Raw genomic sequence first — 24,861 nt, 5'->3', positions numbered from 1 at the left:
AATAGTATGCATCTCTTACAAATCAAGAAGGAGGAAGCAAATGGTACCTGTATTTCACAAGAAAATTTCTTATTTTAGCAATGTTCTGCTGATGATTGGCTGTCTTGTGCTTCTTGCAGGCTGCCAAGGAAATGAAACCAGAAGTTATTCAAAAAAAGAATTATACGGTTACTATGAAAAAATCAGTACGATCGTTTATGAACCAGTAGAAAAAGTTTTTGCAGACGGCTCTTCCCCAAAGAATGCGATCACGAAAAATGAAGCTCAGGAAATAGACAATAAATTAAAAATCCTCTCTGCTGATTTGGTTCACAATGCGACTCAAAAAGAATTGACCAAAGAATTATTACGCTTAAATGAACGAGGCATAGAATTCTATCAGGCAATAAAAAATGCCAAAACGACGGATTATGATCAGATGATTCAACTTTTTAGTTTTCTAAAAGCTGCACAAGATATTGGGGATACTTATTATGATGAAGAGGTTCCAGATAGCATCGTTCAGCCTTTAAAACGAATCACTGGAGGAAGTATCTTTAGTTTTACAGATGAGTGGTCAGAGGATGATTATGATTTTGAAGAAGACGATGAGAGTTATGAGGAAGCAGAAACACTTTACAAGAATAAACAAATTTCTATTCAAGACAAAATAATCCACACCCCAGGGTTTGAATTAACTGTTAATGCTGCAAAAGTTGTTTCTGATGAAGAAGGTGATCCTGCTGTCTTTATCGTTTTCAAAATGGAGAATATCAGTGAAGAGGACTATTTTAGCGCAGATTCATTCTATTCACTAGGAACAATCAGTCAAGTGACAGATAAAGAAGAGCTTGCATTGGAGGAAGTTTGGTTAGATGAAAATTATTTGGCGGAGCATCCAGAAGAAGATCAGCTCTTGTATAATTTTTATGATTTTATTTTAGGTCCCGGAGAAACAATGCAATTTGCTGTTTCCTACGGTTTGGAAGATGACCAACAAGAAATTCAATTTGTCATCAATCCAGATCAGGCAGAACAACCAGTGGGCATCATCAAGCTGAGCATTAATCCAACTCTTTGATGATTAGAAAAAGATCAGTCAAGTAAAAAAACGATAGAAGTGATGTCTATTCGTTAAAAAGAACTGCCAATTTGTAGCACGATACTTCTCTTCCCCGAGAAATCAGCGTTTCTTTAGAAAATGCTGATGCGAAGGTCGTGGCTCAGTAAATAAAATCTTTTTCAGATTGATTGAAAAACCTGTTGCAGATGATGAGCCTTCAAGGTTATATAAAACTTGTTGGTGGTGAAGGAAGTGCTATAGAAGACACTAATAACTTCATGCTCTTCAATAAATCCAGTTGATTGAGGGAGAGAAAGCTGAAAATTATTTTGATAAAGCTATGGAGATTCCAAGTTATAGGAATAATGCTAGAAATACCTTTTCAATAGGTCGTAATTTATCTAATAATTTTTTAGTAGATAAATATGCAGACTTTACTCCACTTCCTTTTAGTTCTATGTTCATCGTTATTGGTTATTCCAGGAGTCATAAAATCATAGTTGTATTCTCAAAACTATTTTATTTATTTCGATGGAATACAAGAAACCGGTGGCCCCTCCCTCCAAAAAAATAGACACAATCACGGCAGTCACCTAATGGATAGTCATAATGGGTGACTGTTTTGGTTAAAAGCCGAAAAATATAAACAGGTCTTTAAATATTATGGTATAATGACATATATATAAATCAAAGTTTATATTATCCACGTTAAGAGATAAATATAAAACAAACTTTATATTTTCAAGTGAGGTACTTATTACAAATTGACGAGGTGAGAAGTATGTTTAATAGACCTTTTTATCTAGATCAAATTCTCAAGTTCAAAGATTCTGATTTTATAAAAATATTGACTGGGGTTCGAAGATCTGGAAAATCTTTTTTGATGAAATTATATAAACAACATCTTGAAGATTTGGGGGTCAAAGATGAAAATATAATCTATATTAATTTTGAGAGCTATGAATCTCTTTCAATAAATAGTGAAAAGAAGTTTAGAGCAGAAATAGATAAACGACTTCCTGACAATCAGGATAAACTATATTTTATGTTTGATGAAATTCAAATGATTGAAGGTTGGCAGAGAGTTGTTAATGGATTAAAAACGAGCTTCGATAGTGACATTACTATTACGGGATCTAATGCTGATATGCTGTCGGGCGAGCTGGCAACATTGTTAAGCGGTAGATACGTTGAGATTTTGGTTTATCCTTTATCATTTAGTGAATTTCTTCAGGTAAAGGAAATTAATTCAGATTCCAGACACGTAGATCAAGCCTATCTTGAATATGAGAAATATGGTGGTTTTCCATCAGTTGTCTTGGCAGATGAAGAAATAAAAGATGTAATCCTACAAGGAATATTCGACACAATAGTTCTCAATGATATCGCATTTAGAGCTGGCGTTAAAGACCCAGCAACGTTAAAAGCACTCATTAGCTTTCTTTCAGATAATGTAGGACAGCTAGTTAATTCTGCTAGACTTGCTAATACATTAACGAGTGAGGGAGTTCCTACAACAATTCCTACAATTAAGAAATACCTTGATCTCTTGGAAACTGGTTATTTATTCTACCGAGGGAAACAGTATGATATTCGTGGTCGTGAATACTTACGAACCAATGGAAAATACTTTATTGTTGATTCTGGATTAAGAAGAAATGCGGTTGGGAGAAAAGATGGGAATTACAGCAACCGTTTAGAGAACATAGTATTTATTGAATTAAAGAGAAGAGGATATCAAGTAGATATTGGCCGATTAGGAACTAAGGAAATTGACTTCATCGCTAGAAAATTAGATGAAATTCTTTATGTTCAAGTTACTTATGATCTTCCTAATAATACTCACGAGACAGATAATCTAAATAATATTATTGATAATTATAGAAAGATTCTAGTCACTGGTAGATACCAAGATATTAATCAAATAGATGGAATTGAAGTTAAATATATTGTGGATTGGTTGCTTGAAAAATAGAAAAATCTAAGTAGACAATTTACACCGTATTCATTGCTAAGTAGAATAGGGAGATAATATTATTTAAAAAGGGAAAGAGAAAAATGAAAAGAACCATGGTTTTAATGTTGGCAAGCTTTTTTGGGGCGGTTGTTCGACAAATACATCAGATAAGAGTAATAGCACTTCTAAACCTAGTTCTTCATCAACCAATACATCTACGACTGAAAAACAAGTTAATAAATTATCCGAAGATGGAAAATATGTCGCATCAGATGACTGATTTTTAGGCTCTATACTTTTTGATGTTGGTGAATCTCACTGGCATCTTTTTTATTTTCAAAAACAATAGAAAAGACAACCTGAAATCCTTTAGAATTAATTTGGCGAACCAACCCAAAAGGAGGAATCAAGATGTCCTACACTTAGCTTATCAAAGAAAGATTGGATATTCTAGATCAATCGGCTACATTTAACGAAATTTGTCTAACAAAGGAAAAATACAAAGGTCAAATCTGAAATATTCATCATGGAAAATTGCTCTATACAGCCAAAGAATCCAATCACAGTAAGAATGACGTTGTTTCAAAATACTGTACCTACCTTGAACTCACGAAACACCGTTTTAAATATAGAAGCTTGTCGGCGGACGTTTGTTGCAGTACCTCTGTAGCGAAAAAACACTGCTTTATCAATGAAAAAGTCCGTTGGTCGCCAATAATTCTAAGATTACTCTTCACCAACATCATTGGACAAAGAACCAATATTTCATCTACAACAGTTTTTTTTGACTTACTTTATATTTTTTATATCCTTTAATTGATAACCTTCGTGGTGTTTTAAAAAGAACAGTTTGGAATGAACAATAGTTTGTGACGTGTAAATTCCTTGATGACCGGAGACGAGATAACTGACGAAAGCCGCGATTACATAGTAGGGAATAGCTTCTGTTCCAAAAAGGTCAATGCCTAACATAATGGTCGTTAATGGCGCATTGGCTGCACAACCAAATACAGCAATCAGGCCTAAAGCAGCTAAGAAGGAGGGGGAAATTCCTGTGAAGCCTCCCAGCGCACTTCCCAGGCTAGAGCCAATATCAAATAATGGGGTCACTTCTCCACCTTGAAAACCCGCCCCTAATGTCAAACCTGTAAAAAATAATTTTAATATCGGATCGAAAAAGGAAGAACCACCTGCAAATGCTTCATCAATAATTCCCAAGCTCAACCCTTCATATTTTTGACCATTAAAAATAAAAATGAATGCAACAAAAATAACCGAAGCAATAAAGGCACGAAGCAGATAATTGTTCATCTTTTCTTGGTAGATTCTTTTTAACGTGTGTACCCACCAAGCAAATAAATAGCCGAAAATACCAAACAAAACAGATGCGAGCACAACAATCAAAAGAATAGATACGCTGAATTGGGGAATATCTTTGATTTGATGTAGTTCATGAGTCGTTCCCATCTGAATAGAAATAAAATTAGCTAAATATGAAGCGAGAAAGCAGGGAATCAAAGAGTTTCGTTCTAGTTTTCCAATAAAGACCATTTCCATTCCAAAAAATGCACCAGCTAAAGGAGTACCAAAGATGGAAGAAAATCCTGCGCTTATGCCAGCATGAATTAATTGTTTTCTTTTCTCTTTCTCTAATTTGAAGAAGGTCCCAGTTTTGTTCGATAAAACGCCACCGATTTGCACCGCAGATCCTTCACGACCAGCAGATCCTCCGAATAAATGGGTCAAGATGGTAAAGATAAAGGTAAATACTGCCATCCGTAATGGAACCAGTCCTTCTTTTTGAGTACTTTCAATAATTAAATTATTGCCTTTTTGTGCGCCTTTTCCATAATTTTGATAGACGTAGGCAGTCAGCACTCCGATAAATGGCAAGAAAAAAAGGAAAAAGTTATTATTTTCTCGCAACGTAGAAACAAAGTGCAAAACGCTTAATAAGTAGTGGGAAATAATTCCCATCATACTAGCAACAAAAATAACCGAGCCATAAAGCGCGCCTTCTTGTTTTAAAAAATATTTTTTTGTCTGTTCCATCGCTTTTTCCCTTTCTAAAAATCATAAAAAAAGCCGAGAAATCTACAAATAAGTTCACTTGTAGAAGTCATCAGCTCTTTTGCGGTTTTGGTTTATACCAAGGGAGACATTCATTCCCTTATTTATAGTCTATTTTTAGCATAGACTATTTGCAAAGTCAAAATATTTTCAATAAATAGATGAAAATATTTTGAAAAATCCTAAAATAAACTTGACTTAAAGTCCAGTTTAAGGTGTACACTAACCCAGAATGAAGGAGGAATACTATGATTTTAGAAACAATCAAAGGTCCAGAGGATGTAAAAAAATTATCCTCTGCACAGTTACAACTATTAGTTGATGAAGCACGACAAGCACTGCTAGAAAAGGTCAGCCATCATGGAGGACATAACGGTCCCAATCTTGGTGTTGTGGAAATGACCGTTGCAATGCACTATGTTTTTCAATCACCAGTAGATAAATTTATTTTTGATGTCTCCCATCAAAGTTATATTCATAAAATGCTGACCGGACGTGTGCAAGCATTTATTGATTCAGTACATTATGACGATGTCTCGGGTTATACAAATCCAAAAGAAAGTGAACATGATCTTTTCACGGTAGGTCACACATCAACGTCTCTTTCTTTAGCCAATGGTGTCGCAAAAGCGCGGGATTTAAAAGAGGAAACTAGTAATGTCGTTGCTGTTATCGGAGACGGATCACTTTCCGGTGGATTAGCTTATGAGGGGCTTAATAACATTATTGAGCAAGGAACAAATACAATCGTGATTGTGAATGATAACGATCAATCCATTGCCGAAAACCATGGGGGTATCTATCAAAACCTGCGCGGATTACGAGAAACAAACGGTGCGGCAGAAAATAATTTCTTTAAAGCGTTGGGCTTTGATTATCGTTATCTTGATAATGGGAATGATTTAAACGCATTGATTGCTCTGTTTGAACAGGTAAAAGATTCTGATCATCCGATTTTGCTGCATATTCATACAATCAAAGGTAAAGGGTTTAGATTTGCTGAAGAAAATCGAGAAAAATTCCATGCTGGCGGTCCATTTAGTTTGGAAACCGGGGAATACACTCGAAGAAACAGCGGGAATTCTTATGGAAGTGTCACGACCGATTTCTTAATGAAAAAAATGGCCAGTGATCCTAAAGTCGTGGCAATCAATGCTGGAACACCCATGGTTGTTTTTAATCAGGAACAGCGAAGAAAAGTCGGCAAACAGTTTGTGGATGTGGGTATTGCAGAACAGCACGCAGCAAGTATGACGGCGGGCTTAGCAAAGAATGGCGTTAAACCCATTTGGGCAGTCACATCAACTTTTATGCAACGAAGCTATGACCAAATTTCTCATGATTTAGCCTTAAACGATTTACCAGGAACAATTTTGGTTTATGGTGCCTCTGTCAATGGAATGAATGATGAGAGTCACTTGGGAATTTTTGATATTTCTTATTTGAGTCATATTCCAAACATCGTCTATCTTGCACCTACTAATATGGAAGAATACCTTGCCATGCTTGACTGGTCTATTGACCAAACGAATCATCCGGTTGCTATTCGTGTACCTGTTGGTCCGCTAAAAGAAACAGGTATTCCAGATACGACCGATTATTCTCAACTTTTCAAGAATCAAGTGATCCAAGAAGGAAAACAAGTGGCTCTTCTCGGACTTGGTAATTTTTATCAGTTGGCTGAAGAAGTAGCAGTAGGGTTGGAAGAAAAGCATGGAATCAAAGCAACCTTGATCAATCCAAGATTTATTTCGGGGTTAGATACGGAATTACTTAATCATTTGAGTGCTGACCATCAACTCGTTGTGACAATGGAAGATGGGATCATCGATGGCGGGTACGGACAAACGGTTGCCGACTATTTTGGAAACACCAAGATTAAAGTCCAAACCTATGGGCTAGAAAAAGCCTTTCATGATCGTTACAACGCAGCAGAATTACTTACTGAAAATGGCGTGACAGTGGAGAATATTCTTCAAAAGATTGTTGAAGCGTTATAAGTGGAAATTTCACACAAATACTAAAACGGGCAGAAAGAAGGTTTTCCTTTTTCTGCTCTTTTTAGTTAAGGAACAATTTGAAAATGGAAAGGATTTTTGAATACTTTCTCTATAATATTGAGGAAGCTATAGGATGTGAAATAAATTAGTCGAATCACAAAAATTACGCTATAATTTAAAAAAAAAGGAGATTTCTTATGTCTAAGAACCTAACTGCTACGCAATTTTTAGATGAATTAGAGGACCTTCAATCTGAGGACGAGCTGGATAAATATCAGCACTTTTTTACATTTGAAAAAGAAAAACAGTCGGTGCAAGATTATTTTATCGGTGTACGGATGGGGAATGTCTTCAAATTAGCCAAGAAGTTCATTCAGCTTCCACTTTCAGAAATTGAAAAGGTCTTAGAAAGCCCAATCCATGAAGCACGTGTTGGAGCTGTGAGTGTTATGGATTGGCAGGCACGAAGCAAGAAAATTACAGAAGATCAGCGTAAGCAATTATTTGAGCTTTATTTGCGCCGTCATGATCGCATTAATAATTGGGATATCGTTGATCGTAGTGCACCATGGGTGGTGGGAAGATACTTAATCGATAAACCTCGGGATGTTCTTCATGATTTAGCAAAATCACAAAATATTTGGGAACGACGAACTGCTATTGTCACCACAGGCTTTTTTATTAAGCAAGGAGAAATAAAAGATACGTTTGAAATTGCGAAGCTACTGATAAAAGATCAGGAAGATCTGATTCATAAAGCTTCTGGCTGGATGTTACGGGCAGCAGGTGATGTAGATGAGACACAGTTACTCGCATTTCTTGAAAAATATGCGCATGATATGCCACGCGTTCAATTGAGATATGCAATGGAGCATTTGAACAAAGAGCAGAAGGAACACTTTCGCACTTTATAAAAAATAATTTTTGAAGCAAGCTTATTAAAAGAGACAAGAAAGCAGAGAGGCAAATTCCAAAATTGGAAAAGTTTCTCTGTTTTTTTGGAGATAAGAATGAATTTCGTTTTTTGCCTGGATAAAAGCTTTACTTTTCAGAATATAGTTAGTAAACTAACCATATTAGGAGATGATTGAATGGGTAACACGGGCTATTTATTAATGAGCGTGTCTAAAAAATTGAGATATAAACTAAATTATGCGCTACATCCTTTAGATATTACGGTGCAGCAGTGGGCAGTGATCCAGCAGTTGAGTCATTATGACCATGCTAAGTTAATGACCGCTAATGAATTGGCAAAAATTCTTGATATGGATAAACCGACTATCTCGGCAATTATTAAACGGTTAGAAAATAAAAAACTCATATACAAACGAAAAAATAAAGCGGATAGTCGGGCTTTTGATTTATTTTTAAGTCAAGAGGGTATGGATATTTGCACAAAAGCTGTGAAAATCAGCAATCAAATTTTAGAGGAATTTACCGCCAAGCTTTCTCAAAATGAGAGTGAACGATTAAATCAAATTTTACAAAAATTAGATAGTGGGGAAGTAGTCTAATGGAAAAAATATTAGTTATCGGTGGAACAGGAAATATTGGATTTCCGCTAATAAAAGAGTTATCAAAAAATAAAAATGTTCAAGTTATTGCTGGCATTTTTCATCCTGAGAGTGCAACCACTCGCTTTGCGAACTTTGCCAATGTAGAACTGATTAAATTTGATTTTCTGAACCCAGCGACTTTTTCAAAAGCATTAGAAAATGTTGATCGAGTATTTTTTATTCGTCCTCCACAACTAGCAGATCCAAAAAAAGATATGTTTCCTTTTTTAGAGGAAGTCAAAGCAAGAAAGATAAAACAAGTCGTGTTTGTCTCCTTGATTGGCGTTGAAAAGAATCCAGTTACCCCGCATCATAAAATTGAAAAGAAAATTCTTGAATTAGGTATTCCTCATACGTTTATCCGACCAAGCTTCTTTATGCAAAATCTAAACACCACACATGTAGCAGATATTCGTGATCATCATGAATTGTACATTCCAGCCGGTAACTCAAGAACCAGTTTCATTGATACAAGAGATATTGCCGCAGTCAGTGCAAAATGCCTGTTATCGAACGATTACATAAACAAAGAACTGGAAATAACTGGAGAAAAAGCATGGACGTATAATGAAATTGCAGCGATTATGACCAATATTTTAGGGAAAACAATTAGTTACAGCAAACCAAGCTTATTGGGCTTTCGTAGGACCATGCTGCAAAGAGGAATAAAAAAAGACTACGTGAATGTGATGGTGATGCTTTACCTCATCACCCAACTTGGGAATGCAAAGAAGGTAACAGCGACAGTTGAACAAGTTTTAGGGCGAAAAGCGACTTCTTTCGAGGAATATGTGAGAGATTATCAACAAGATTTTTTGCAGAAAGAAAATAATTTTTGATTATCGTTACAAAAAAAGTTGCCAAATAAGCAACTTTGCAGTTAGAGTACCTATCATGATTTTGTATATTCCATGTACAGATAAAAATTAAAACCACTACGCTTAGCGTGACGTTCCGCAACGGATTTAAAGACGTGATAACCAAGTTTTTCGTAAAGCTTGAGTGCTTTGGTATTTGTGTCGGCTACTTCTAAAACATACGTAGTATAGGGAGTAGTCTCATGAATATAGCGGATAATTTGTGTTGCTACGCCTCTGCCTCGATGTTGACTATCTGTAGCAACAAACTCCACCGCACCCATATCTGGCAAAATTTCAAAAGGGTACGGTTTTTCCTCAAATTCGCGTCTCAAAACACGATAGGCGATCGTTCCTTTGATGAATCCAAGGTGTTTTCTAAATTCTTGCTGTTTTAATTGAACCGATGGATTTGTGCCATCACTACAGGCTGCAAAACCCAAAACGATATCATTTTCTACCGCGGCATAAAAAACTTCTGGATTAAAAATATGTGTAAAGGTTTGGGCTAATTTTTCTTTATCTTTGGAGAAAAATTTTAACCATTCATAGAAACCTTCAACAAATATCTTGCTGATTGCGGGACGAAGGTCATGGGAAGCGGTGCTGACTTTGATGATTTTCATAACGGTGAGCTCCTTTTTAGTAAGAATAGGGACTTTAAGAAAATAGCTTATTTGGAAAATGGTTAGTCAGTTGACGCAAGAGAAGATAATTAGTTATTTTTTAAGAAATAATAATCATAGGATATCTTAAATTGCTGAATAGATTACGTACAATTCATAGTATCATTTTTAAATAGGAACACTCAACTATTTATTTTATATGGGTTATTTTTGAGTCATAAATTAGTAGTAAATAAAGAAATCGTTTAATGCAAACTACAGGAAAGAAAATAGTAACTTTCATTAAGACTATACTCGATATTCTAGCATTTTTGCGGTATAACTTGATGTATGAAGACCTAAAAATTTTTTTCTCGTGTAACGCATTTATTTTCGAAAAAGTAAATAATTTTAAATACAGAAAAAACACAGATTGTCCTAGTAAAATTTCTAATGGGAGGGGAAAATATGGTTGTACGGATTTTGCTTGTCGAAGATGATGAGAATATTTGCAATACAGTAAAAACTTTTTTGACTTAAGCTGGGTATGAGGTGGATGCCTGTTCAGATGGAAATGATGCGTATGAAAAAATGTATGAAACCATCTATCAGTTGGTGATTCTGGATATCATGCTGCCGGGAATGAATGGACATGAGCTTTTACGGGAATTACGGAAGCTTAACGATACCCCTGTTTTAATGATGACAGCTCTATCTGATGATGAAAATGAGCTAAAAGCCTTTGATGAAGAGGCCGATGATTATGTAACGAAACCATTTAAAATTCAATTATTACTAAAACGGGTAGAAGCTCTGCTTCGCCGAACAGGTGCTTTATCAAAGGAGCTTCATCGGGGGAAACTGACACTTTTTCCAGAAAGTTTCAACGGAACTTATGACGGAGAAGAGTTAGGACTTACATTAAAAGAATTTGAGATTTTAATGCTGATGATTCAAAGCAAAGGGAAGACGCTCACCCACGAATTTATTTTGTCTCGTGTTTGGGGCTATGAATTTGAGGGAGACGAAAGTACAATTCATACCCACATCAAAAATTTAAGAAATAAACTGCCGGAAAATATTATTAAAACAGTACGCGGCGTGGGTTATTATTTAGAGGAGAAACCATGAGGAAAAATGGGATTTTTCTAAAAATATTCAGCTATACGATTCTTGCCATGCTGTTTTTAGTTCTTGTCACGGCGGGATTATTTTATAATCAGTTTTTCACCTTGTATCGGTCGGTGGAAAAAGAGCAAATTTTTACTTCTTATCAGCCATTAGTAAATCGAGTAAAAAACAGTGATTATGACAACATCCCGGAGGTAGCTGAAAAATTTTATAACGAGAATCAATCTTTTGAATTTGCGATTGCTAGTGGTAGAAATCAGGAAATTTACGCCACTCCTGAAGCAGATATTACAGCTGATGCACAAAAGGACTTTTATTATGTCGTTTATAAAGATGATTCCTTGGGGTATTCCATTATTGCCCAAACTCGTCCAGTTCTGACGGAATTTCATCGGGAAATGCTCTTGCGGGGATTACTTATTTTTATCTTTATTGTGATTTTGTGCTTAGTGATTGCGTATGTTTTTACAAAGCAAATTGCTGATCCCATAAAAAGGCTGGCAGAAGATACAAAGAAAATGTCTAAGCTTGAAGATATGACCCAAAGTTTGCCGAATCGTAAAGATGAATTGGGGGATTTATCCCGAGATATTCATTCAATGTATCATAAACTAAAAGAGACAATTGCCCACCAACAAAATGAGATTATCCGCGAGCGGGAGATGGAAGAAGCTCAAAGAGATTTCTTTTCAGCGGCTTCTCATGAATTGAAAACACCGATTGCTGCCACGAGTATTTTATTAGAGGGGATGCTGGCAAACATCGGAGAATATAAAAATCATCCTAAATATTTGCGGGAATGTTTGAAATTAATGGATAGGCAAAGTGAGCTGGTTTCTGAGATATTGGAATTAGTTAAACTGAACGATGGAAAAATAATTGCATCACCTGAAAAAGTAGATTTACTTTCGTCTGTCAATGAAGCTCTACTGCCATACCAGTCGTTGCTTGAAGAATCAAGACAGGTTATCAAGATAACTATTCCAGCAGAAACATTTATTCTTGCTGATGTGAACATGTTAAGAAAAGTCTTGTCCAATGTCCTAGCCAATGCGCTACAAAATTCTCCGAATGAAGCGACAATTTGTATTTGGAGTGAAGAGTATTCTGACAGTTATCGACTAAACGTCTTGAATGCACAGGCGCAAATCGATAATAAAATTTTGACAAAGATTTTTGACCCATTTTATCGAGGTGACAAAGCACGAACGGGAAAAGAACATCGCAGTGGACTAGGTCTGACCATCGTGCAAAGACTACTGAATGAAATGAATACCGAATTTAAATTAGAAAACACGGAAGAAGGCGTATTGTTTCAGGCTACTTTTCCCAAAAGTATCTAAATAAATGTAGAAACGACCATGAAATTGGTCGTTTTTTTTGTCTCTACAGAAAAACTACAGGAAATATCCAGTTTAGATACAGATAGCTTTGCCATAATAATGACCGTAGAACAAAGTTATTACTTTTAGAGGAGAAATCATATGAAAAAAGCAACTATTGAAAAAATAATCATTACCATATTACTGGTCGTTTATCTACTGATTGTTCTCAAACTATCTCTTTTTCAAGTTGAAAATTTAGGTGGACGAAGCATCAATATCATTCCATTTAGGGGCGGAGCTTCTCTAGCTGGAGCCAGTAGGTTGTTAGGAAAAGCTCTTTTATTTGTCCCATTTGGATATATGGTTACGGTCCTATCATCAAAACATCGCCATTTGCTACGCATTTTGGCAGGATCATTTTTTCTGAGTCTGACGCTTGAACTAGCGCAATATATCTTGGCTCAAGATATTTCTGATGTCGATGATTTACTTTTAAATACGGTTGGTGGTCTAGGTGGATTTTTTATCTATACTTTTGGAAGTCGATTTTTCAAAACGAAAAAAGGGTGGCGAACCACCGGCAGCTTCCTTTTGGTACTTGTAGCAGGGCTGGTTTATTTCATTGGTATACCAGAGAATAAACATGACTTTTTTGAGGAATCCGTGCTTGGTTTTGCTACGACAGATGCGCAGTCTACAATAAAAACGACTACTGATTCATCTGACTGGGCTCTTATTCTTGTTAATAAATGGCACACAATACCTAACAACTATTCGGTAGAATTAAAAGAACTATCGAATGGGCAATTAATTGATCAGCGAATTTATCCTTTTCTGCAAAAAATGTTTGATGCAGCAAGAGCAGAGAACGTTTATCCGGTAGTTGTGTCTGGATATCGAAGTACAAAAGAGCAACAGAAATTGCTGGATGAAAAAATTGCTGAGTATCAGTCTGAGGGGTACGGTAAAAATCAAGCAGAAGAAAAAGCGGAACAATGGGTTGCACTTCCTGGAACGAGTGAGCACCAATTAGGAATTGCCGTAGATATCAATGAAGATCAGCTGCGTTCTTCCTCTGAGGAGGTGTATGGCTGGTTAAAAATAAACGCCCATAAATTTGGGTTCATCAATCGTTATCCCGCAAATAAAACAACCATAACTGGAGTAATCAATGAGCCGTGGCATTATCGATATGTGGGGGTTGCTGCTGCTACAAAAATTTACGATCAAGCAATCTGTTTAGAAGAATATTTAGCGCAATAATAAACTAATTTTAGAAGGGGAAATCAGTATGAGTAAGTTAAACATCGTCATTTTATTTGGAGGAGCTTCAGAGGAACATGAAGTTTCTGTAAAATCCGCAAGAGAAATTGCCGAGCATATCAATACAGAAAAATTTCAACCAATTTATATTGGAATCACCAAAGAAGGTGCCTGGCGATTATGCGGTAGGCCAAAAATTGGCTGGGAGCAGGAGAGTTGTCAGCCAGCAATCCTTTCACCGGACAAAGCGATTCACGGATTGATTGTCTTAAAAGAAAAAGAATATCAGCTTATTCCTATTGATGTAGCTTTTTCAGCGCTTCACGGAAAAACCGGAGAGGATGGAGCAATCCAAGGATTATCTGAATTATCCGGTATTCCTTATGTAGGGTGCGGAATTGAAAGCTCCGTTATCTGTATGGATAAAGCATTGACTTACACCGTTGCCAGAAACGCCGGATTTTTAACTCCGAATTTTTCAGTCATTAATGAAGAGACAAACATTGCAGAAAAGAACTTTTCCTATCCTGTTTTTGTCAAACCTGCACGATCAGGCTCCTCCTTTGGCGTGACAAAAGTGAAAAAACAAGCAGAGTTATGGGCTGCGATTGAAGCGGCTAGGAAATATGACACCAAAATCCTGATTGAAGAAGCGGTTATCGGAGCGGAAGTTGGTTGTGCTGTCTTAGGAAACCGCGACAATCTTGTCGTTGGTGAAGTTGATCAAATTACCTTATCCCACGGTATTTTTCGTATTCATCAAGAAGAAACACCGGAAAATGGTTCAGAAAATTCTTTTTTTACCGTCCCAGCTGATATACCGGCTGAAAAAAGAAAAGAAATTCAACATACTGCTAAAGAAATTTTTCGAAGTTTAGGTTGTGAAGGACTTGCCCGTATCGATTTATTTTTGCGTGAAGACGGGCAGTTGGTAATCAATGAAATCAATACTTTACCAGGGTTCACCTCTTACAGTCGATACCCCAGAATGATGGCCGCAGCAGGTAACTCTCTTTCTCAACTGATTGAGTCCTGTATTGAGCTGGCCTTGGGGAATAGACTGAAAGTATAAATAGTTTTTTACCTATCTATGAAGAATTATGATTAATGAGGATCATAATTCTTTTTTTTGCTTTCAATGCAACCTTTTTTGTTCTTTAATTGTCTAATAGATGTAAGGAAAAAAATCATACATAGTAAAGCTGGGAGGATAGATACTTTTGACTGATGAATTGTTAGTAAAGAGAGCAAAACAGGGAGATGGTGAAGCTTTTGTCTTACTTGTTAGAAAGCAGGAAAACCGCCTTTTCAACATTGCCTACAAAATTCTTGGTAATGACCAAGATTGTGCCGACGTATTGCAGGAAACAATGTTAAAAGCATATCTACAGATCAATACGCTTAAAAATGAAGCTTATTTTCAAACTTGGCTTTGTCGTATTTTGATTAATGAATGTAAGAATCTCCTTGAAAAAAATAAACGATTTTCCACCATTGACATAGAAAAAATCAACCAAGATAAATATTATTCTCAAAATAAAATCGATGAATCAGAATTTTTGATGGAATTTATCACCAAAACATTGAATCCGATTTATAGTATTCCACTCATTTTATATTATCAAAGCGGGTTTAGCATTAAAGAAATAGGTTTGATTTTGAATGAACCGATTGGCACGATAAAGTCGAAGCTAGCTAGAGGAAAAATACTGCTTAAAAGAACATTGAAAGACTTGAAGGAGGATGAATAATTTGGATAATTTTGATGAGAAAATTAGACAAGCCATGAATACATCTAAAGAAATGCCAAGGGTTGTCCGGCAATCACTTGATGAAGTTTATTCTGAAATCGAAAATGGAATACAGAAAAAATCAACCAAAAAAACTAAAAGTAAGCACATAAACTACTTTTTCTTGTTCTCTGCAGCAATTTGTATTTTTTCCGTAATAGTATTTTCTGCTCCCATTGGTAATGCTTTGAGAAATTTTTTAAATTTTGACCAATTTACCTCTGAAAAACTTGTTCAGTCAAATTTTGTCCAATCACAAGATTATTTTGTTGAGGATCAGGGAATTATCATGCGATTAAACGAGATATATTTCGATCAAAACGAAATCGGATTGTCCTTATCTGCCGAACTTTCAGAAAAATCAAAGCTACTGAAGGATAAATATAATCAATATGTGATTAACTTTGCGATTCTTGACAAGCAAGATCATGTTTTATTCGATTTCAACAGCGGTCTAACCGAAAAGGACTATTTGCCCAAGATCAAAGGAAACTATACAGAGAATAGTAGGATAGATAAGAATAATCATACTATTGATTTTACTGTGACACAAACGCTGGAAAATACTGACTTAAGAAAAGAACTGCAGCAAGCAAAAGTAATCGTTACAAAAATATCAACGAGTGTGGGGGGAAGTACTAAAAATTCTGACTCTGATTTTCATACTGAAAAGGTCAGAGAGGATTTTGTTCAAGAGACCGGACGTTGGGAATTGCCTATTCAAAACGTGACGAAACAAGCCATGCCTTCTTTAAGGATGGAAGCTGAGAACACGGACCTTCAGTCGGATATATTTGCAAAAGTAACCCCTACAACACTTGTCCTTAATTTGAAAATTGGTGATGATGCTAAAATCACTGAAAAAGCTGCAGAAATTATTTTAAGTAATGACAGCAATGGAAAAAATTCATACAAGCAAAAAAATGGAAAACGGGTTATTTTAAACGGACAAGAATATTATCAGGCAACTTACAGTTACCCTGAATATGATGTCTATCATTCAGTATTTGTCCATATTGGTGATACAACTATTGAATTGGCCTTAAAATAAACTTCCCAACTAAATGAATTATCAATTACACCCGAATCTCTTGATAAATGAATGATTATCAGGAATATCCTACAGAATGAATAAGTAAATGTAACGACTATTGATACGCAAAAATAAATTTTTTCTAACAACTCTATTTTTCGCCAAATTTCATGATATTTTTTATAACTTGTCATAAATTGTTCACTTGAGGTTAAAGATTGACACGTTTTTGTTTTTAAATTCTTATATAATAAAACAAATGAGGCGCAATTCTACAGAACATTTTCTAATGACAAGAACGCATTACAAGTACAAATTTTAGAAAACTCTATAGGTAAAAAGTGCTCAGAATTTCTCAAGAAAAATTTAGTAAGAATAGAGTGGAAGTAATATGATTATTTGGCGAGAAAAAGGTGGATTAGTGCTGTTAGCACTTATTATCGGGAGCGTTCTAGGTTACTGGTTTATTAATCGTCTGCCATTAGGTGATTCAAATCCTATAATTTTCTTTATAGAAGGTTTGTTTACTACGCTATTAACTGCGGGAATAAATTATTTTCTGACGAAACGCTATATTTCAGATGAAGTCCAAACCCATGTGAATGAGCAGACAGGCGAACGGGTTCAAGTAAAAGATCGATCCTCACTGTTTTTCATACCAAATAAATATTGGACATGGATTTTCTTGATTTTTGGACTTGTTTTGAATGTAGCAGTTACCTTACGCATGTAGTTGTTAGATAACCAAGTGTGGTTTCCGTGAAAAAATGAACAGAAAGAAGTGACACAAATGGATCACAACAAAATGACCATCGCAGACTATTTACAATTTTTAAAAGATGAAATTCAGTATACCGTCTTTTCAACAGTAGATAAAAATGGCATGCCTGAATCTCGTATTATTGATGTGATGCTCATAAAGGGAAATAAGTTATTCTTTTTAACCGCAAATACTAAACCATTTTATACTCAACTATTAACTCACCCATACGTTGCGATTACGGGAATAAAGGGAGAAGATACCATGTCTTCAATCTCAATCACAGTCAAAGGAAAAGTGGAAGAAATTGGGACAAAATATTTAGATGAAATTTTTGAAAAAAATGCATATCTAAATCAGATTTATCCAACACCAACGAGTAAAGAAGTGCTACGGGTCTTTGAACTAGCAAAGGGCTCTTTGGGCGTATACGATTTGCGTACGAAACCACTCTACCAAAATTTATTAGAGATTAAATAGGCATACCCGCATTTATTAGGGATAAGATCATCCAGTCGAAACCATCAAACGTTTGGGCTAGTTTCAAAAGTTGACTAGCCTCTAAAAATTTAGCCTTATAAAAACAATATATAATAGCAGGGACTGATTGCCAAAAAATTGGGTAATTTTCTCTGCTTTTTTATTTATAAAGGAAATCCAAACAATGAATTAAAAAGCCACATAGTGATATTTTTTGCACCTAATTTTTGTTACTATTAGATTACGTAGGAACCTAATTAGAATTATTTGGTGTCGTTTAGCAGCTTTAAACAGGAGGATCAGAAATATGCTATATAAAAGTGACTATTTATCACCGCTAGGTAAGCTAGATATTTTGTGTGATGAAAAAACAGTTAAAGGTATTTGGTTTGAAAATCAATCGTATCATGGTTCACAATATGATTTATCAGTCATAAACAGCGGAAGCAATCAGGTCACCAAATGGGTAAAAAAGTGGTTAGAACAGTATTTTGCAGGGAAAAATCCAGAAGTAGACCAATCATTCCTTGCACCCGAAGTAACAGAATTTCGAAAAAAAGTATTGGAAATTTTAGAAGGCGTACCTTATGGTCAAACAATTACTTATAAAGAAATTGCTGATAAGATATTTAACCGAGAAAATGGCAAAAAAAGTTCTGCCCGCGCTGTTGGGGGAGCTGTTGGACACAATCCAATAACTATCTTAATTCCCTGTCATAGAGTGGTGGGAACGGATGGCTCTTTGACGGGCTATGCCGGTGGAATGAATCGCAAAATTGCATTGTTGGCTTTAGAAGGAGTAGAAAGAAAAAAATTGGAAAATATACGCATTTAAAGGAGGCATAAAATGGTCACTAACAAAGAATGGCAAGCAATTGTGGAAAATGATGAAACCTATGATGACCTGTTTCGTTACGCAGTAAAAACAACCAAGATTTTTTGCCGACCATCTTGTCATTCACGTATCCCGAATAAAGAAAATATAGAAATATATTACGATTTGAGTGAACCAGAAAAACAAGGCTATCGCCCCTGTAAAAGATGCCGACCAACAGATGAAGTAATCGATGATGTGCTGTGGGCAAAGGAGATAGAAACAATTTTACAGAAAAATTATCAATTGAATCTGACATTAGAGGAGTTATCTTATTTGGCTCGCGGATCAGAATCTCATTTGCGGCATGTTTTTAAGAAAGTAACCAACCAAACGCCGCAGCAAAGATTAATGGCTATTCGGATGGACCATGCAAAAAGAGAATTACTGAATTCAACTAAGACAATAAAAGAAATTGCTGCTGACATAGGATTACCTAATGTTTCTTATTTCATTCGAAAATTTGGCGAATATTATGGTCAATCTCCGAAACAATTTAGGTTACACAATGAGCAGAGTTAATATTCGTTTCTTATTTCAAATCCTTTTGAAGGACATGGGGCATGATGGTGATATAGTCGGCAGACGTATTGTCAGTCCTATTTATTTCACTAATCTGAGTTGGTCGCGAATACATAAGCAAAATGTCTATTGATGTTATAGTATCTTTAGGAGAATAATAAATGAAAAAAAGAGTAGTTATATTGTCGTTGTTAGCAATACTGACCATCTTCGCCGTTCTTTTCTTTACTAGAGTAAATAATGCCAATCAAACAGCACTAGATGGTACCATTCTCAACATAGAAAAAACGGATGACAGGTGTTCACTTATCCTGCTAGCAACAACTAATCCTGAAATAGAAAGAGTAGAATTAGCAGTTACTACTAAAAATTATCTGGAATTTGCTAAAGACTAAAAATCAATACATCCGTGGTCATTACCTTTGAAGGTGAATCAGCTGTTAATACTGTATCACCAGTTACTATTAACGCAACTATTCTTTCAGTCGCTTCAAAAAACTGAGGAAGTTGAATTTTAACCTGGTTGACAAGCAACTGGGCAATACACGATAATTGAATGTTTTCTATGGAAGTATCATGTTATTTCAACAAAAAAGCAGAGAAATAAACGCCAAAATGAAAATGGCGGATTTTCTCTGCTTTTTTGTTGTTGAAATATAAAGTTCATTTTTCACAAGTTATTCAGTGCATCCTTGGTATCATCGTTGGCAATACTTGTATAAAGAGTAGTGGTAGAGGTATCCTTATGGCCCAGTTGTTTTGCTGTGAGCATAAGATCCAACGTATTGAGATACAGGCGAGTTGCCATGGTATGCCGCATTTTGTGAGGAGAAATGCGAATTTTGAACATCTCAGAATATTTACCAACCATTTTTTCGATGGCAGAACCAGTCATTCTTTTGGCTTGTTTACTGCTTCTAGAAAGAAAAAATGCAGGTTCATCCTCATCTGGTTTATAACGACTTGCTCTAATTTCGATATATGCTGCGAGATATTCCATTGCTTTTGCACCAATATAAACGGCATCATCTTTAGCACCTTTACGGACAACTCGAACCCGATTTTTTTCAAAGGATAAGTCTTCTAAATCAATATTGACGACTTCTGAAAGTCGCAAACCGGAGTAGAGAATCAATGCATTGATGGCGAGGTCTCGTTCTTTGTCACGATCATAAAATTTTTTTGCCTGAGCAGAAATTTTTGTCGGATAAATTGTTTCAATAAAGTCCAGATATTCCTGCGTTTGCTCTCCTAAAAAAAGATAGTCAGAAATTTTATCTGCCCGAGCTTGTAGCGTCATTTTGACGGCAACACTTTTTACTTCATTCATCGGATTATGCTCGAGATAGGGTTTATGCCATTTATTCGCAGAACTTTCAGTCAAAAATTTAAAGAGAACCTTTAAGGCAGTGATTGCTCGTTGCACGGTCACCGTTGATAACTTAGCTTTTCTAGCTTTTTTCTTTGGTGAACTAGTCGCAACTTTTGCTTGAGCAGCGGGGGAGCGATGTGGTTTTCTCGTTTGTAAAAATGCTTTATAATCATTTAATTCCAGAACAGTCAACTTTTGCATCGATGCAATCGAGATATCAGCCGGCTTTGTTTCAGCAACCAAATGATGTTGTGTCAGATATTCAAAGAAGGGACGATAATTTTTTAGATACTCGTAAATTGTAAGAGGAGAGTACTGTCCGACTGTTTTTATCTTTACAAATTCAGAAACAAACTCGGGCATGTTTTTTAATTCATCTTGAATACATTCATAAATACGTTCTTCATCCATTCTTTTTCATTCCTTTCAATTATAGGGTAGGGAAGAGCCTATAATAATTATAATTGGTATATACCAAAAAGTCAACAAAAAAACTCATAATCTTTGATAACGCAATGATATTTTCCGATAAATAAGCAAGTACGCAAAAATAGGTCTATATGAAATTGTAAAAATATTCTAGTAAATCAAAGTCTATCTAATTTTCGGAAAAGAACCGTTTTTTAAGAAAGATTGTTATTTTATAAATAAAAAAGAGAACAAGTAAGTAAATGAATAAATCTTTGGTTTTTACTTTGCTAGGAAAAAGTTTTCCCAATAATTGTCTTAAAGAAAATCGTCAGTATTCACGAACTAGAATATTATTTTAGAATTTTCAATTCCTTATATGACTTAAAAAATTCAAACCAATTGCTAAAGGTTCATATGAAAAAAACAACCGCTATACATTAAAAATCTAATTCCTAGTTTACATAATTTTTATACAGTTGATTCGTTTCTTTTATTGCCTAAACAAAACAATTTTTATCGCTGAAAGCTATGGAAAAGAATAATTTTTTCAATAATTAACCATATTAGCAACCTGTATCTAAAAGATTAAGTATTATCATAGGTTAAGTTGCTTCATTTTCATTGAATAGCACTCGTTTTGTATGGAGGTATTTGTCTTTCTATCCATCTTTCCTGAAAATCTGTATTTTTCTGAAAGATGGATTGTTAATCGACAGAGCCTTTATACCTATAGCTAACCCCTAACTGCTTCGTATATATTCATGAAACAAAATAAATTTAGGAATACGTCATTGATTAGCTATAATTCCTGAACCAATTTTCTAAATTACTATCTAAGAAAAAATTTTTGCGGATAGTCATTTAGAAAAACAGCAGGGAAATCCTATAATTTATAGGAGAGATAAAGCAGAAAATTCCAATTTTATCCACTAAATTTTCCAATATAGCCCTGAATTCGTTCCTGTAATTTCTTTTCAACCATATCAGGAATTTCCAGAATCTTACACTCCTCACCAAGAAACAACAACCAATTGATGGCCTCTTGAATTTTTTTAGAATCATTTAAATCAATAAATCCTTTTACAATGGCTGTTGACTGAAACGGTGAAGTATAAGCCAGCAGTAAATGAATTGGATGGTATTTTTTAAATTGTGAGATGGCAGTACCACTAAGCTGCAACTTGAAATTGTTTACAGGTGCTTGTTGCGTCAATAACATACGAATCTTTTTTTCTGTCCATGTGTTCTTTGAGGGTGCCAAATTAATCTCCAGAATATCTTTAACAAAAATTATTTTCTCTTCTTTTTTGTCGAGATCAAAGCCATCAATTAACCATGCTCCATTTTCTTGATAAAGGTGAAGAAGATAGATGAAGGAAGTTTCCTGTCTGTTCCCCTCTTCCACCACTATATTCAGATAAACATCTTTCAAAGCTAAACGGATGACTTTCTCTACCATAGGTGAAGGCTGATCGCTGAGTTCGAGCAGCTCCGGATTTTTAGCATTAGTGCTCGCAAACTGAATCAACTGATTCAAAATAATCAATTCCTCCTGCTGACTTTCAGAAAGCAGTCCTAATAATTTTTCGGTCAAAGACTGGCGACTTTTTAAATAAGGAAGCTGCTGATTGCGTGTAGCCATAAAAGCAAGAAAAAGCGCCTTTACCTCATCGTCTTTGAACCGAATCGCAGGTAAAAGAGAATTTTGGATAACGGAATAGCCGCCATCTCGACCAACTTCTGAGACCAAGGGCATACCACTGGCCTCAATTTCTCGCACATCGCGAATAGCTGTCGCGCGGGAAACTTGAAACTCGGTCATTAATTCAGAAATTGTAAAATGACCACGATTGTTGATATAGCGCATCATTGTATTGATTCGTTCTACTTTTTTCATCCCGACTCCTTAAACAGTATCACTTTTTGATATGATTAAGGTTTATTATAACCTTGTCAGCAAGAATGGCAATAAAAACAAAGGTGGAATTAAAATGACAGACTATAAATTACAATCAAAAGCAAGTTTCAACGTTGCCGGAACAGGCGTAGAATTAAAAAGCCATTACACAGATTTTATGGGGATCAATCAAGAAAAAGCAGATTTTTATAAAAAAATTCAAACAAACGGAACTTTTGATAAATTGAAATCAGTAGCAAAAACACCAGAATTATTTCTAGTAAATGAAGCTTATGACGATAAAATGATGTATTACTTCGGAGTACAGACGGATGAAACATTGCCGGAAGTCACTCGGAACATTGAATTTCCTGCAAGCGAATATCTTATTATCTCTGGAACTTCTTCTGATATTGAATCTTTGGCTATGCAATTGACAGGCAGTGCTTTTGGAGACGTTCTGATGAATCTTTCTGACTATGCCTATGTAGGTGGTCCTAATACTGTCGTTGTGAATGAACAAAAAGAAAATCAGGTAACGGGTGAAATTTGGATTCCAGTGGTAAAACAATAATCAAAAAAAGTGTATCTGGACTTGAAAATCCGGATACACTTTTTAGGTTAATCAATTAATCGTTCTGGCATCATATTGATTAAAAATTCCCAGACACCATCATGTAAAAGCAGTTCCTCACGGTCATACTGGCTAAGACGGGTGCGTAATAGTTCTTCTTGATTATTCAAGACCTTACTTGGCCAATGAGGATCAATCAAGATTGCCCGTCCAATCGCAACAAAATCTGCTTGTTTTAAGACATTTTCTGCATCCTTTTTGGTTCGGACATTCCCTACACCAATCAAAGGTAGCCGATGATCAATTTTCTCTGCCACATAATCCATCATTGCTTTGTCTTGGTAGTTTTCACTAACAGAGACTTTCGCAAAATCGTTAAGAGAAAGATGTAGGTAATCCAGTTTTTTATTTGCTAATTGATCGATAAGGAACAAAGTATCATCAAATCGAATCCCTGGCGTTTCATATTCTTCTGGAGAAAAACGATACCCCACAATAAAGTCTTCCGCGTCGCTTTTATCCACTGTTTCCAAGACCTTATCTACCAATAAATCAATAAAATGAAATCTTTTATCTAACGTACCGCCCCATTCGTCTTCCCTACGGTTGGAATGAGGAGAAAAGAATTGCTGAATTAAATAAGTGTTGGCTCCATGCAGCTCAACCCCGTCAAACCCTGCTTTAATGGCTCTTTCAGTAGCCTTTGCAAAATTATCAATCAAGGTGTAAATTTCTTCTGAAGTCATTTCACGAGGTGTTTCTGCCTTTGGACGTTCAGCGGCAACCGCGCTGGGTGCGATAGTTTGGGTTCCCCGCAAAATCGCTGAGTTTGTCATTCGTCCTCCATGAAAAATTTGCAGAATGGCTTTCGTACCATTTTCTTTGATGGTTGAAGCCAATTTTGCTAACCCGGGAATAAAACGGTCATCATACACGCCTAACTCCCCTTCCCAGCCTTTTCCATCTTCTTGAACGTTTGCTGCACCAGTAATTACTATGCCAGCTTCACCAGAGCGCAAGCCATAATATTCCCGTTCATCTTGCGTTACTACCCCATCATAAAAAGACATTTTTGTAGTCATTGGTGCCATAACGATCCGATTTTTTACTGACAATCCTCTTGGAAACGTAAACGTTCCGTCTATTTTTGTCATTCTTATCCATCCTTTTATTTTTCATTACTCTAGTTATAACATTCTTTCCTCACTTTTTAAAAGAATGTTGTTTTTGGAAGAGATTTCACCTAAGTAAGGTGTATTTTAAAATTAGTTAATATCTATCAGTCACAGAAAGATTTTATCTTGTTTACTATGCCGAAATTAAAAGCCGCTTCTCCTAAAAA

General features: G+C 35.6%; 21 protein-coding genes, 4 pseudogenes and 1 riboswitch. Of the genes and pseudogenes, 20 read left to right on the top strand and 5 right to left on the bottom strand.

Annotated features, from left to right (window positions below; all coding sequences use genetic code 11):
• The first annotated feature begins 40 nt into the window (after nucleotides 1-40).
• The 3 genes and pseudogenes from BAU16_RS07875 to BAU16_RS13800 all read left to right on the top strand — a co-directional run.
• Nucleotides 41-1,060, top strand: coding sequence for a DUF5067 domain-containing protein (locus BAU16_RS07875; protein ID WP_137605603.1), 1,020 nt, complete (start codon nucleotides 41-43; stop codon nucleotides 1,058-1,060).
• Between the two features lie 763 nt (nucleotides 1,061-1,823).
• The gene (locus tag BAU16_RS07870; RefSeq protein ID WP_161526853.1) at nucleotides 1,824-3,017 is read left to right on the top strand and encodes an ATP-binding protein; all 1,194 of its coding nucleotides are present in this window, start codon (nucleotides 1,824-1,826) and stop codon (nucleotides 3,015-3,017) included.
• A 411-nt stretch (nucleotides 3,018-3,428) separates the two neighbouring features.
• Nucleotides 3,429-3,782 (top strand): annotated as a pseudogene (locus tag BAU16_RS13800) (ISL3 family transposase); the annotation flags it as partial.
• Between the two features lie 6 nt (nucleotides 3,783-3,788).
• Here BAU16_RS13800 and BAU16_RS07865 read toward each other — a convergent pair.
• Nucleotides 3,789-5,051: a chloride channel protein gene (locus tag BAU16_RS07865; RefSeq protein ID WP_137605601.1), complete on the bottom strand. Its 1,263-nt coding sequence runs from the start codon at nucleotides 5,049-5,051 to the stop codon at nucleotides 3,789-3,791.
• 54 nt (nucleotides 5,052-5,105) lie between these two features.
• Nucleotides 5,106-5,178: riboswitch (Fluoride riboswitch) on the bottom strand.
• A gap of 139 nt (nucleotides 5,179-5,317) precedes the next feature.
• Between BAU16_RS07865 and BAU16_RS07860 the strand changes: the two genes are divergently transcribed.
• The 4 genes from BAU16_RS07860 to BAU16_RS07845 all read left to right on the top strand — a co-directional run bounded on the left by BAU16_RS07860 (nucleotide 5,318) and on the right by BAU16_RS07845 (nucleotide 9,464).
• A complete protein-coding gene (locus BAU16_RS07860) occupies nucleotides 5,318-7,069 on the top strand; it encodes a 1-deoxy-D-xylulose-5-phosphate synthase (RefSeq protein ID WP_137605600.1) in 1,752 nt (583 codons plus the stop codon).
• A 197-nt stretch (nucleotides 7,070-7,266) separates the two neighbouring features.
• The gene (locus BAU16_RS07855; protein ID WP_137605599.1) at nucleotides 7,267-7,983 is read left to right on the top strand and encodes a DNA alkylation repair protein; all 717 of its coding nucleotides are present in this window, start codon (nucleotides 7,267-7,269) and stop codon (nucleotides 7,981-7,983) included.
• Nucleotides 7,984-8,160: 177 nt separating this feature from the next.
• Nucleotides 8,161-8,583 (top strand): MarR family winged helix-turn-helix transcriptional regulator, encoded by a 423-nt coding sequence (locus BAU16_RS07850; RefSeq protein ID WP_137605598.1) that lies wholly within the window; start codon nucleotides 8,161-8,163, stop codon nucleotides 8,581-8,583.
• Complete coding sequence (locus BAU16_RS07845) at nucleotides 8,583-9,464, top strand: SDR family oxidoreductase (protein ID WP_137605597.1); 882 nt, start codon at nucleotides 8,583-8,585, stop codon at nucleotides 9,462-9,464. Before BAU16_RS07850 ends, BAU16_RS07845 begins: the two co-directional genes overlap by 1 nt.
• A gap of 53 nt (nucleotides 9,465-9,517) precedes the next feature.
• Here BAU16_RS07845 and BAU16_RS07840 read toward each other — a convergent pair whose 3' ends face one another.
• A complete protein-coding gene (locus BAU16_RS07840; protein ID WP_137605596.1) occupies nucleotides 9,518-10,108 on the bottom strand; it encodes a GNAT family N-acetyltransferase in 591 nt (196 codons plus the stop codon).
• Nucleotides 10,109-10,555: 447 nt separating this feature from the next.
• Between BAU16_RS07840 and BAU16_RS07835 the strand changes: the two are divergent.
• From BAU16_RS07835 to BAU16_RS07785, 12 genes and pseudogenes are all read left to right on the top strand, one after another.
• Nucleotides 10,556-11,218: pseudogene (locus tag BAU16_RS07835) on the top strand (response regulator transcription factor).
• The gene (locus tag BAU16_RS07830) at nucleotides 11,215-12,561 is read left to right on the top strand and encodes a sensor histidine kinase (RefSeq protein WP_137605594.1); all 1,347 of its coding nucleotides are present in this window, start codon (nucleotides 11,215-11,217) and stop codon (nucleotides 12,559-12,561) included. The pseudogene BAU16_RS07835 and the gene BAU16_RS07830 overlap by 4 nt, the downstream one beginning before the upstream one ends.
• Before the next feature lie 141 nt (nucleotides 12,562-12,702).
• Nucleotides 12,703-13,068, top strand: a pseudogene (locus tag BAU16_RS13700) (VanZ family protein); the annotation flags it as partial.
• Nucleotides 13,069-13,227: 159 nt separating this feature from the next.
• Nucleotides 13,228-13,806, top strand: a pseudogene (locus BAU16_RS07825) (M15 family metallopeptidase); the annotation flags it as partial.
• A 28-nt stretch (nucleotides 13,807-13,834) separates the two neighbouring features.
• Nucleotides 13,835-14,878, top strand: a complete 1,044-nt coding sequence (gene vanA / locus BAU16_RS07820; protein ID WP_161526852.1) for a D-alanine--(R)-lactate ligase — start codon at nucleotides 13,835-13,837, stop codon at nucleotides 14,876-14,878.
• Nucleotides 14,879-15,026: 148 nt separating this feature from the next.
• A complete protein-coding gene (locus BAU16_RS07815) occupies nucleotides 15,027-15,557 on the top strand; it encodes an RNA polymerase sigma factor (protein WP_237579228.1) in 531 nt (176 codons plus the stop codon).
• 1 nt (nucleotide 15,558) lies between these two features.
• The gene (locus tag BAU16_RS07810) at nucleotides 15,559-16,647 is read left to right on the top strand and encodes a DUF4179 domain-containing protein (RefSeq protein ID WP_161526851.1); all 1,089 of its coding nucleotides are present in this window, start codon (nucleotides 15,559-15,561) and stop codon (nucleotides 16,645-16,647) included.
• Nucleotides 16,648-17,020: 373 nt separating this feature from the next.
• Complete coding sequence (locus tag BAU16_RS07805; protein WP_161526850.1) at nucleotides 17,021-17,362, top strand: hypothetical protein; 342 nt, start codon at nucleotides 17,021-17,023, stop codon at nucleotides 17,360-17,362.
• 57 nt (nucleotides 17,363-17,419) lie between these two features.
• Nucleotides 17,420-17,869: a pyridoxamine 5'-phosphate oxidase family protein gene (locus BAU16_RS07800; RefSeq protein WP_048603489.1), complete on the top strand. Its 450-nt coding sequence runs from the start codon at nucleotides 17,420-17,422 to the stop codon at nucleotides 17,867-17,869.
• Between the two features lie 307 nt (nucleotides 17,870-18,176).
• A complete protein-coding gene (locus BAU16_RS07795) occupies nucleotides 18,177-18,704 on the top strand; it encodes a methylated-DNA--[protein]-cysteine S-methyltransferase (RefSeq protein WP_048603490.1) in 528 nt (175 codons plus the stop codon).
• Nucleotides 18,705-18,716: 12 nt separating this feature from the next.
• Nucleotides 18,717-19,265 carry a bifunctional transcriptional activator/DNA repair enzyme AdaA gene (locus BAU16_RS07790; protein WP_137605588.1) on the top strand — a complete coding sequence of 183 codons (549 nt, stop codon included), beginning with the start codon at nucleotides 18,717-18,719 and terminating at the stop codon, nucleotides 19,263-19,265.
• Nucleotides 19,266-19,426: 161 nt separating this feature from the next.
• Entirely contained in the window at nucleotides 19,427-19,660 is a 234-nt protein-coding gene (locus BAU16_RS07785; protein ID WP_137605587.1) for a hypothetical protein, read from the top strand.
• Between the two features lie 275 nt (nucleotides 19,661-19,935).
• Here the strand turns inward: BAU16_RS07785 and xerS are convergent, their stop codons facing one another.
• The gene (xerS, locus tag BAU16_RS07780) at nucleotides 19,936-21,048 is read right to left on the bottom strand and encodes a tyrosine recombinase XerS (protein WP_048603493.1); all 1,113 of its coding nucleotides are present in this window, start codon (nucleotides 21,046-21,048) and stop codon (nucleotides 19,936-19,938) included.
• A gap of 922 nt (nucleotides 21,049-21,970) precedes the next feature.
• Nucleotides 21,971-22,945, bottom strand: a complete 975-nt coding sequence (locus BAU16_RS07775; RefSeq protein WP_161526849.1) for a helix-turn-helix transcriptional regulator — start codon at nucleotides 22,943-22,945, stop codon at nucleotides 21,971-21,973.
• 94 nt (nucleotides 22,946-23,039) lie between these two features.
• Between BAU16_RS07775 and BAU16_RS07770 the strand changes: the two genes are divergently transcribed.
• Nucleotides 23,040-23,519, top strand: a complete 480-nt coding sequence (locus BAU16_RS07770) for an effector binding domain-containing protein (RefSeq protein ID WP_137605585.1) — start codon at nucleotides 23,040-23,042, stop codon at nucleotides 23,517-23,519.
• Between the two features lie 47 nt (nucleotides 23,520-23,566).
• Here the strand turns inward: BAU16_RS07770 and BAU16_RS07765 are convergent, their stop codons facing one another.
• Nucleotides 23,567-24,673 carry an NADH-dependent flavin oxidoreductase gene (locus tag BAU16_RS07765; RefSeq protein WP_137605584.1) on the bottom strand — a complete coding sequence of 369 codons (1,107 nt, stop codon included), beginning with the start codon at nucleotides 24,671-24,673 and terminating at the stop codon, nucleotides 23,567-23,569.
• Nucleotides 24,674-24,861: the final 188 nt, after the last annotated feature.

It is taken from the genome of Enterococcus sp. JM9B (assembly GCF_009933265.1).
Classification (GTDB): domain Bacteria; phylum Bacillota; class Bacilli; order Lactobacillales; family Enterococcaceae; genus Enterococcus_C; species Enterococcus_C songbeiensis.
Note: the sequence above shows the minus strand (reverse complement) of the source record. Positions and strands in the feature narration are given on the sequence as shown.

What these genes read in the sequence shown, in the direction of transcription:
- BAU16_RS07805 (WP_161526850.1), top strand. Translation starts at nt 17,021, where the DNA reads ATGATTATTTGGCGAGAAAAAGGTGGATTAGTGCTGTTAGCACTTATT.
- BAU16_RS07790 (WP_137605588.1), top strand. Translation starts at nt 18,717, where the DNA reads ATGGTCACTAACAAAGAATGGCAAGCAATTGTGGAAAATGATGAAACC.
- BAU16_RS07855 (WP_137605599.1), top strand. Translation starts at nt 7,267, where the DNA reads ATGTCTAAGAACCTAACTGCTACGCAATTTTTAGATGAATTAGAGGAC.
- BAU16_RS07845 (WP_137605597.1), top strand. Translation starts at nt 8,583, where the DNA reads ATGGAAAAAATATTAGTTATCGGTGGAACAGGAAATATTGGATTTCCG.
- BAU16_RS07775 (WP_161526849.1), bottom strand. Translation starts at nt 22,945, where the DNA reads ATGAAAAAAGTAGAACGAATCAATACAATGATGCGCTATATCAACAAT.
- BAU16_RS07875 (WP_137605603.1), top strand. Translation starts at nt 41, where the DNA reads ATGGTACCTGTATTTCACAAGAAAATTTCTTATTTTAGCAATGTTCTG.
- BAU16_RS07870 (WP_161526853.1), top strand. Translation starts at nt 1,824, where the DNA reads ATGTTTAATAGACCTTTTTATCTAGATCAAATTCTCAAGTTCAAAGAT.
- BAU16_RS07830 (WP_137605594.1), top strand. Translation starts at nt 11,215, where the DNA reads ATGAGGAAAAATGGGATTTTTCTAAAAATATTCAGCTATACGATTCTT.
- BAU16_RS07840 (WP_137605596.1), bottom strand. Translation starts at nt 10,108, where the DNA reads ATGAAAATCATCAAAGTCAGCACCGCTTCCCATGACCTTCGTCCCGCA.
- BAU16_RS07800 (WP_048603489.1), top strand. Translation starts at nt 17,420, where the DNA reads ATGGATCACAACAAAATGACCATCGCAGACTATTTACAATTTTTAAAA.
- vanA (WP_161526852.1), top strand. Translation starts at nt 13,835, where the DNA reads ATGAGTAAGTTAAACATCGTCATTTTATTTGGAGGAGCTTCAGAGGAA.
- BAU16_RS07860 (WP_137605600.1), top strand. Translation starts at nt 5,318, where the DNA reads ATGATTTTAGAAACAATCAAAGGTCCAGAGGATGTAAAAAAATTATCC.
- BAU16_RS07785 (WP_137605587.1), top strand. Translation starts at nt 19,427, where the DNA reads ATGAAAAAAAGAGTAGTTATATTGTCGTTGTTAGCAATACTGACCATC.
- BAU16_RS07770 (WP_137605585.1), top strand. Translation starts at nt 23,040, where the DNA reads ATGACAGACTATAAATTACAATCAAAAGCAAGTTTCAACGTTGCCGGA.
- xerS (WP_048603493.1), bottom strand. Translation starts at nt 21,048, where the DNA reads ATGGATGAAGAACGTATTTATGAATGTATTCAAGATGAATTAAAAAAC.
- BAU16_RS07765 (WP_137605584.1), bottom strand. Translation starts at nt 24,673, where the DNA reads ATGACAAAAATAGACGGAACGTTTACGTTTCCAAGAGGATTGTCAGTA.
- BAU16_RS07850 (WP_137605598.1), top strand. Translation starts at nt 8,161, where the DNA reads ATGGGTAACACGGGCTATTTATTAATGAGCGTGTCTAAAAAATTGAGA.
- BAU16_RS07865 (WP_137605601.1), bottom strand. Translation starts at nt 5,051, where the DNA reads ATGGAACAGACAAAAAAATATTTTTTAAAACAAGAAGGCGCGCTTTAT.
- BAU16_RS07795 (WP_048603490.1), top strand. Translation starts at nt 18,177, where the DNA reads ATGCTATATAAAAGTGACTATTTATCACCGCTAGGTAAGCTAGATATT.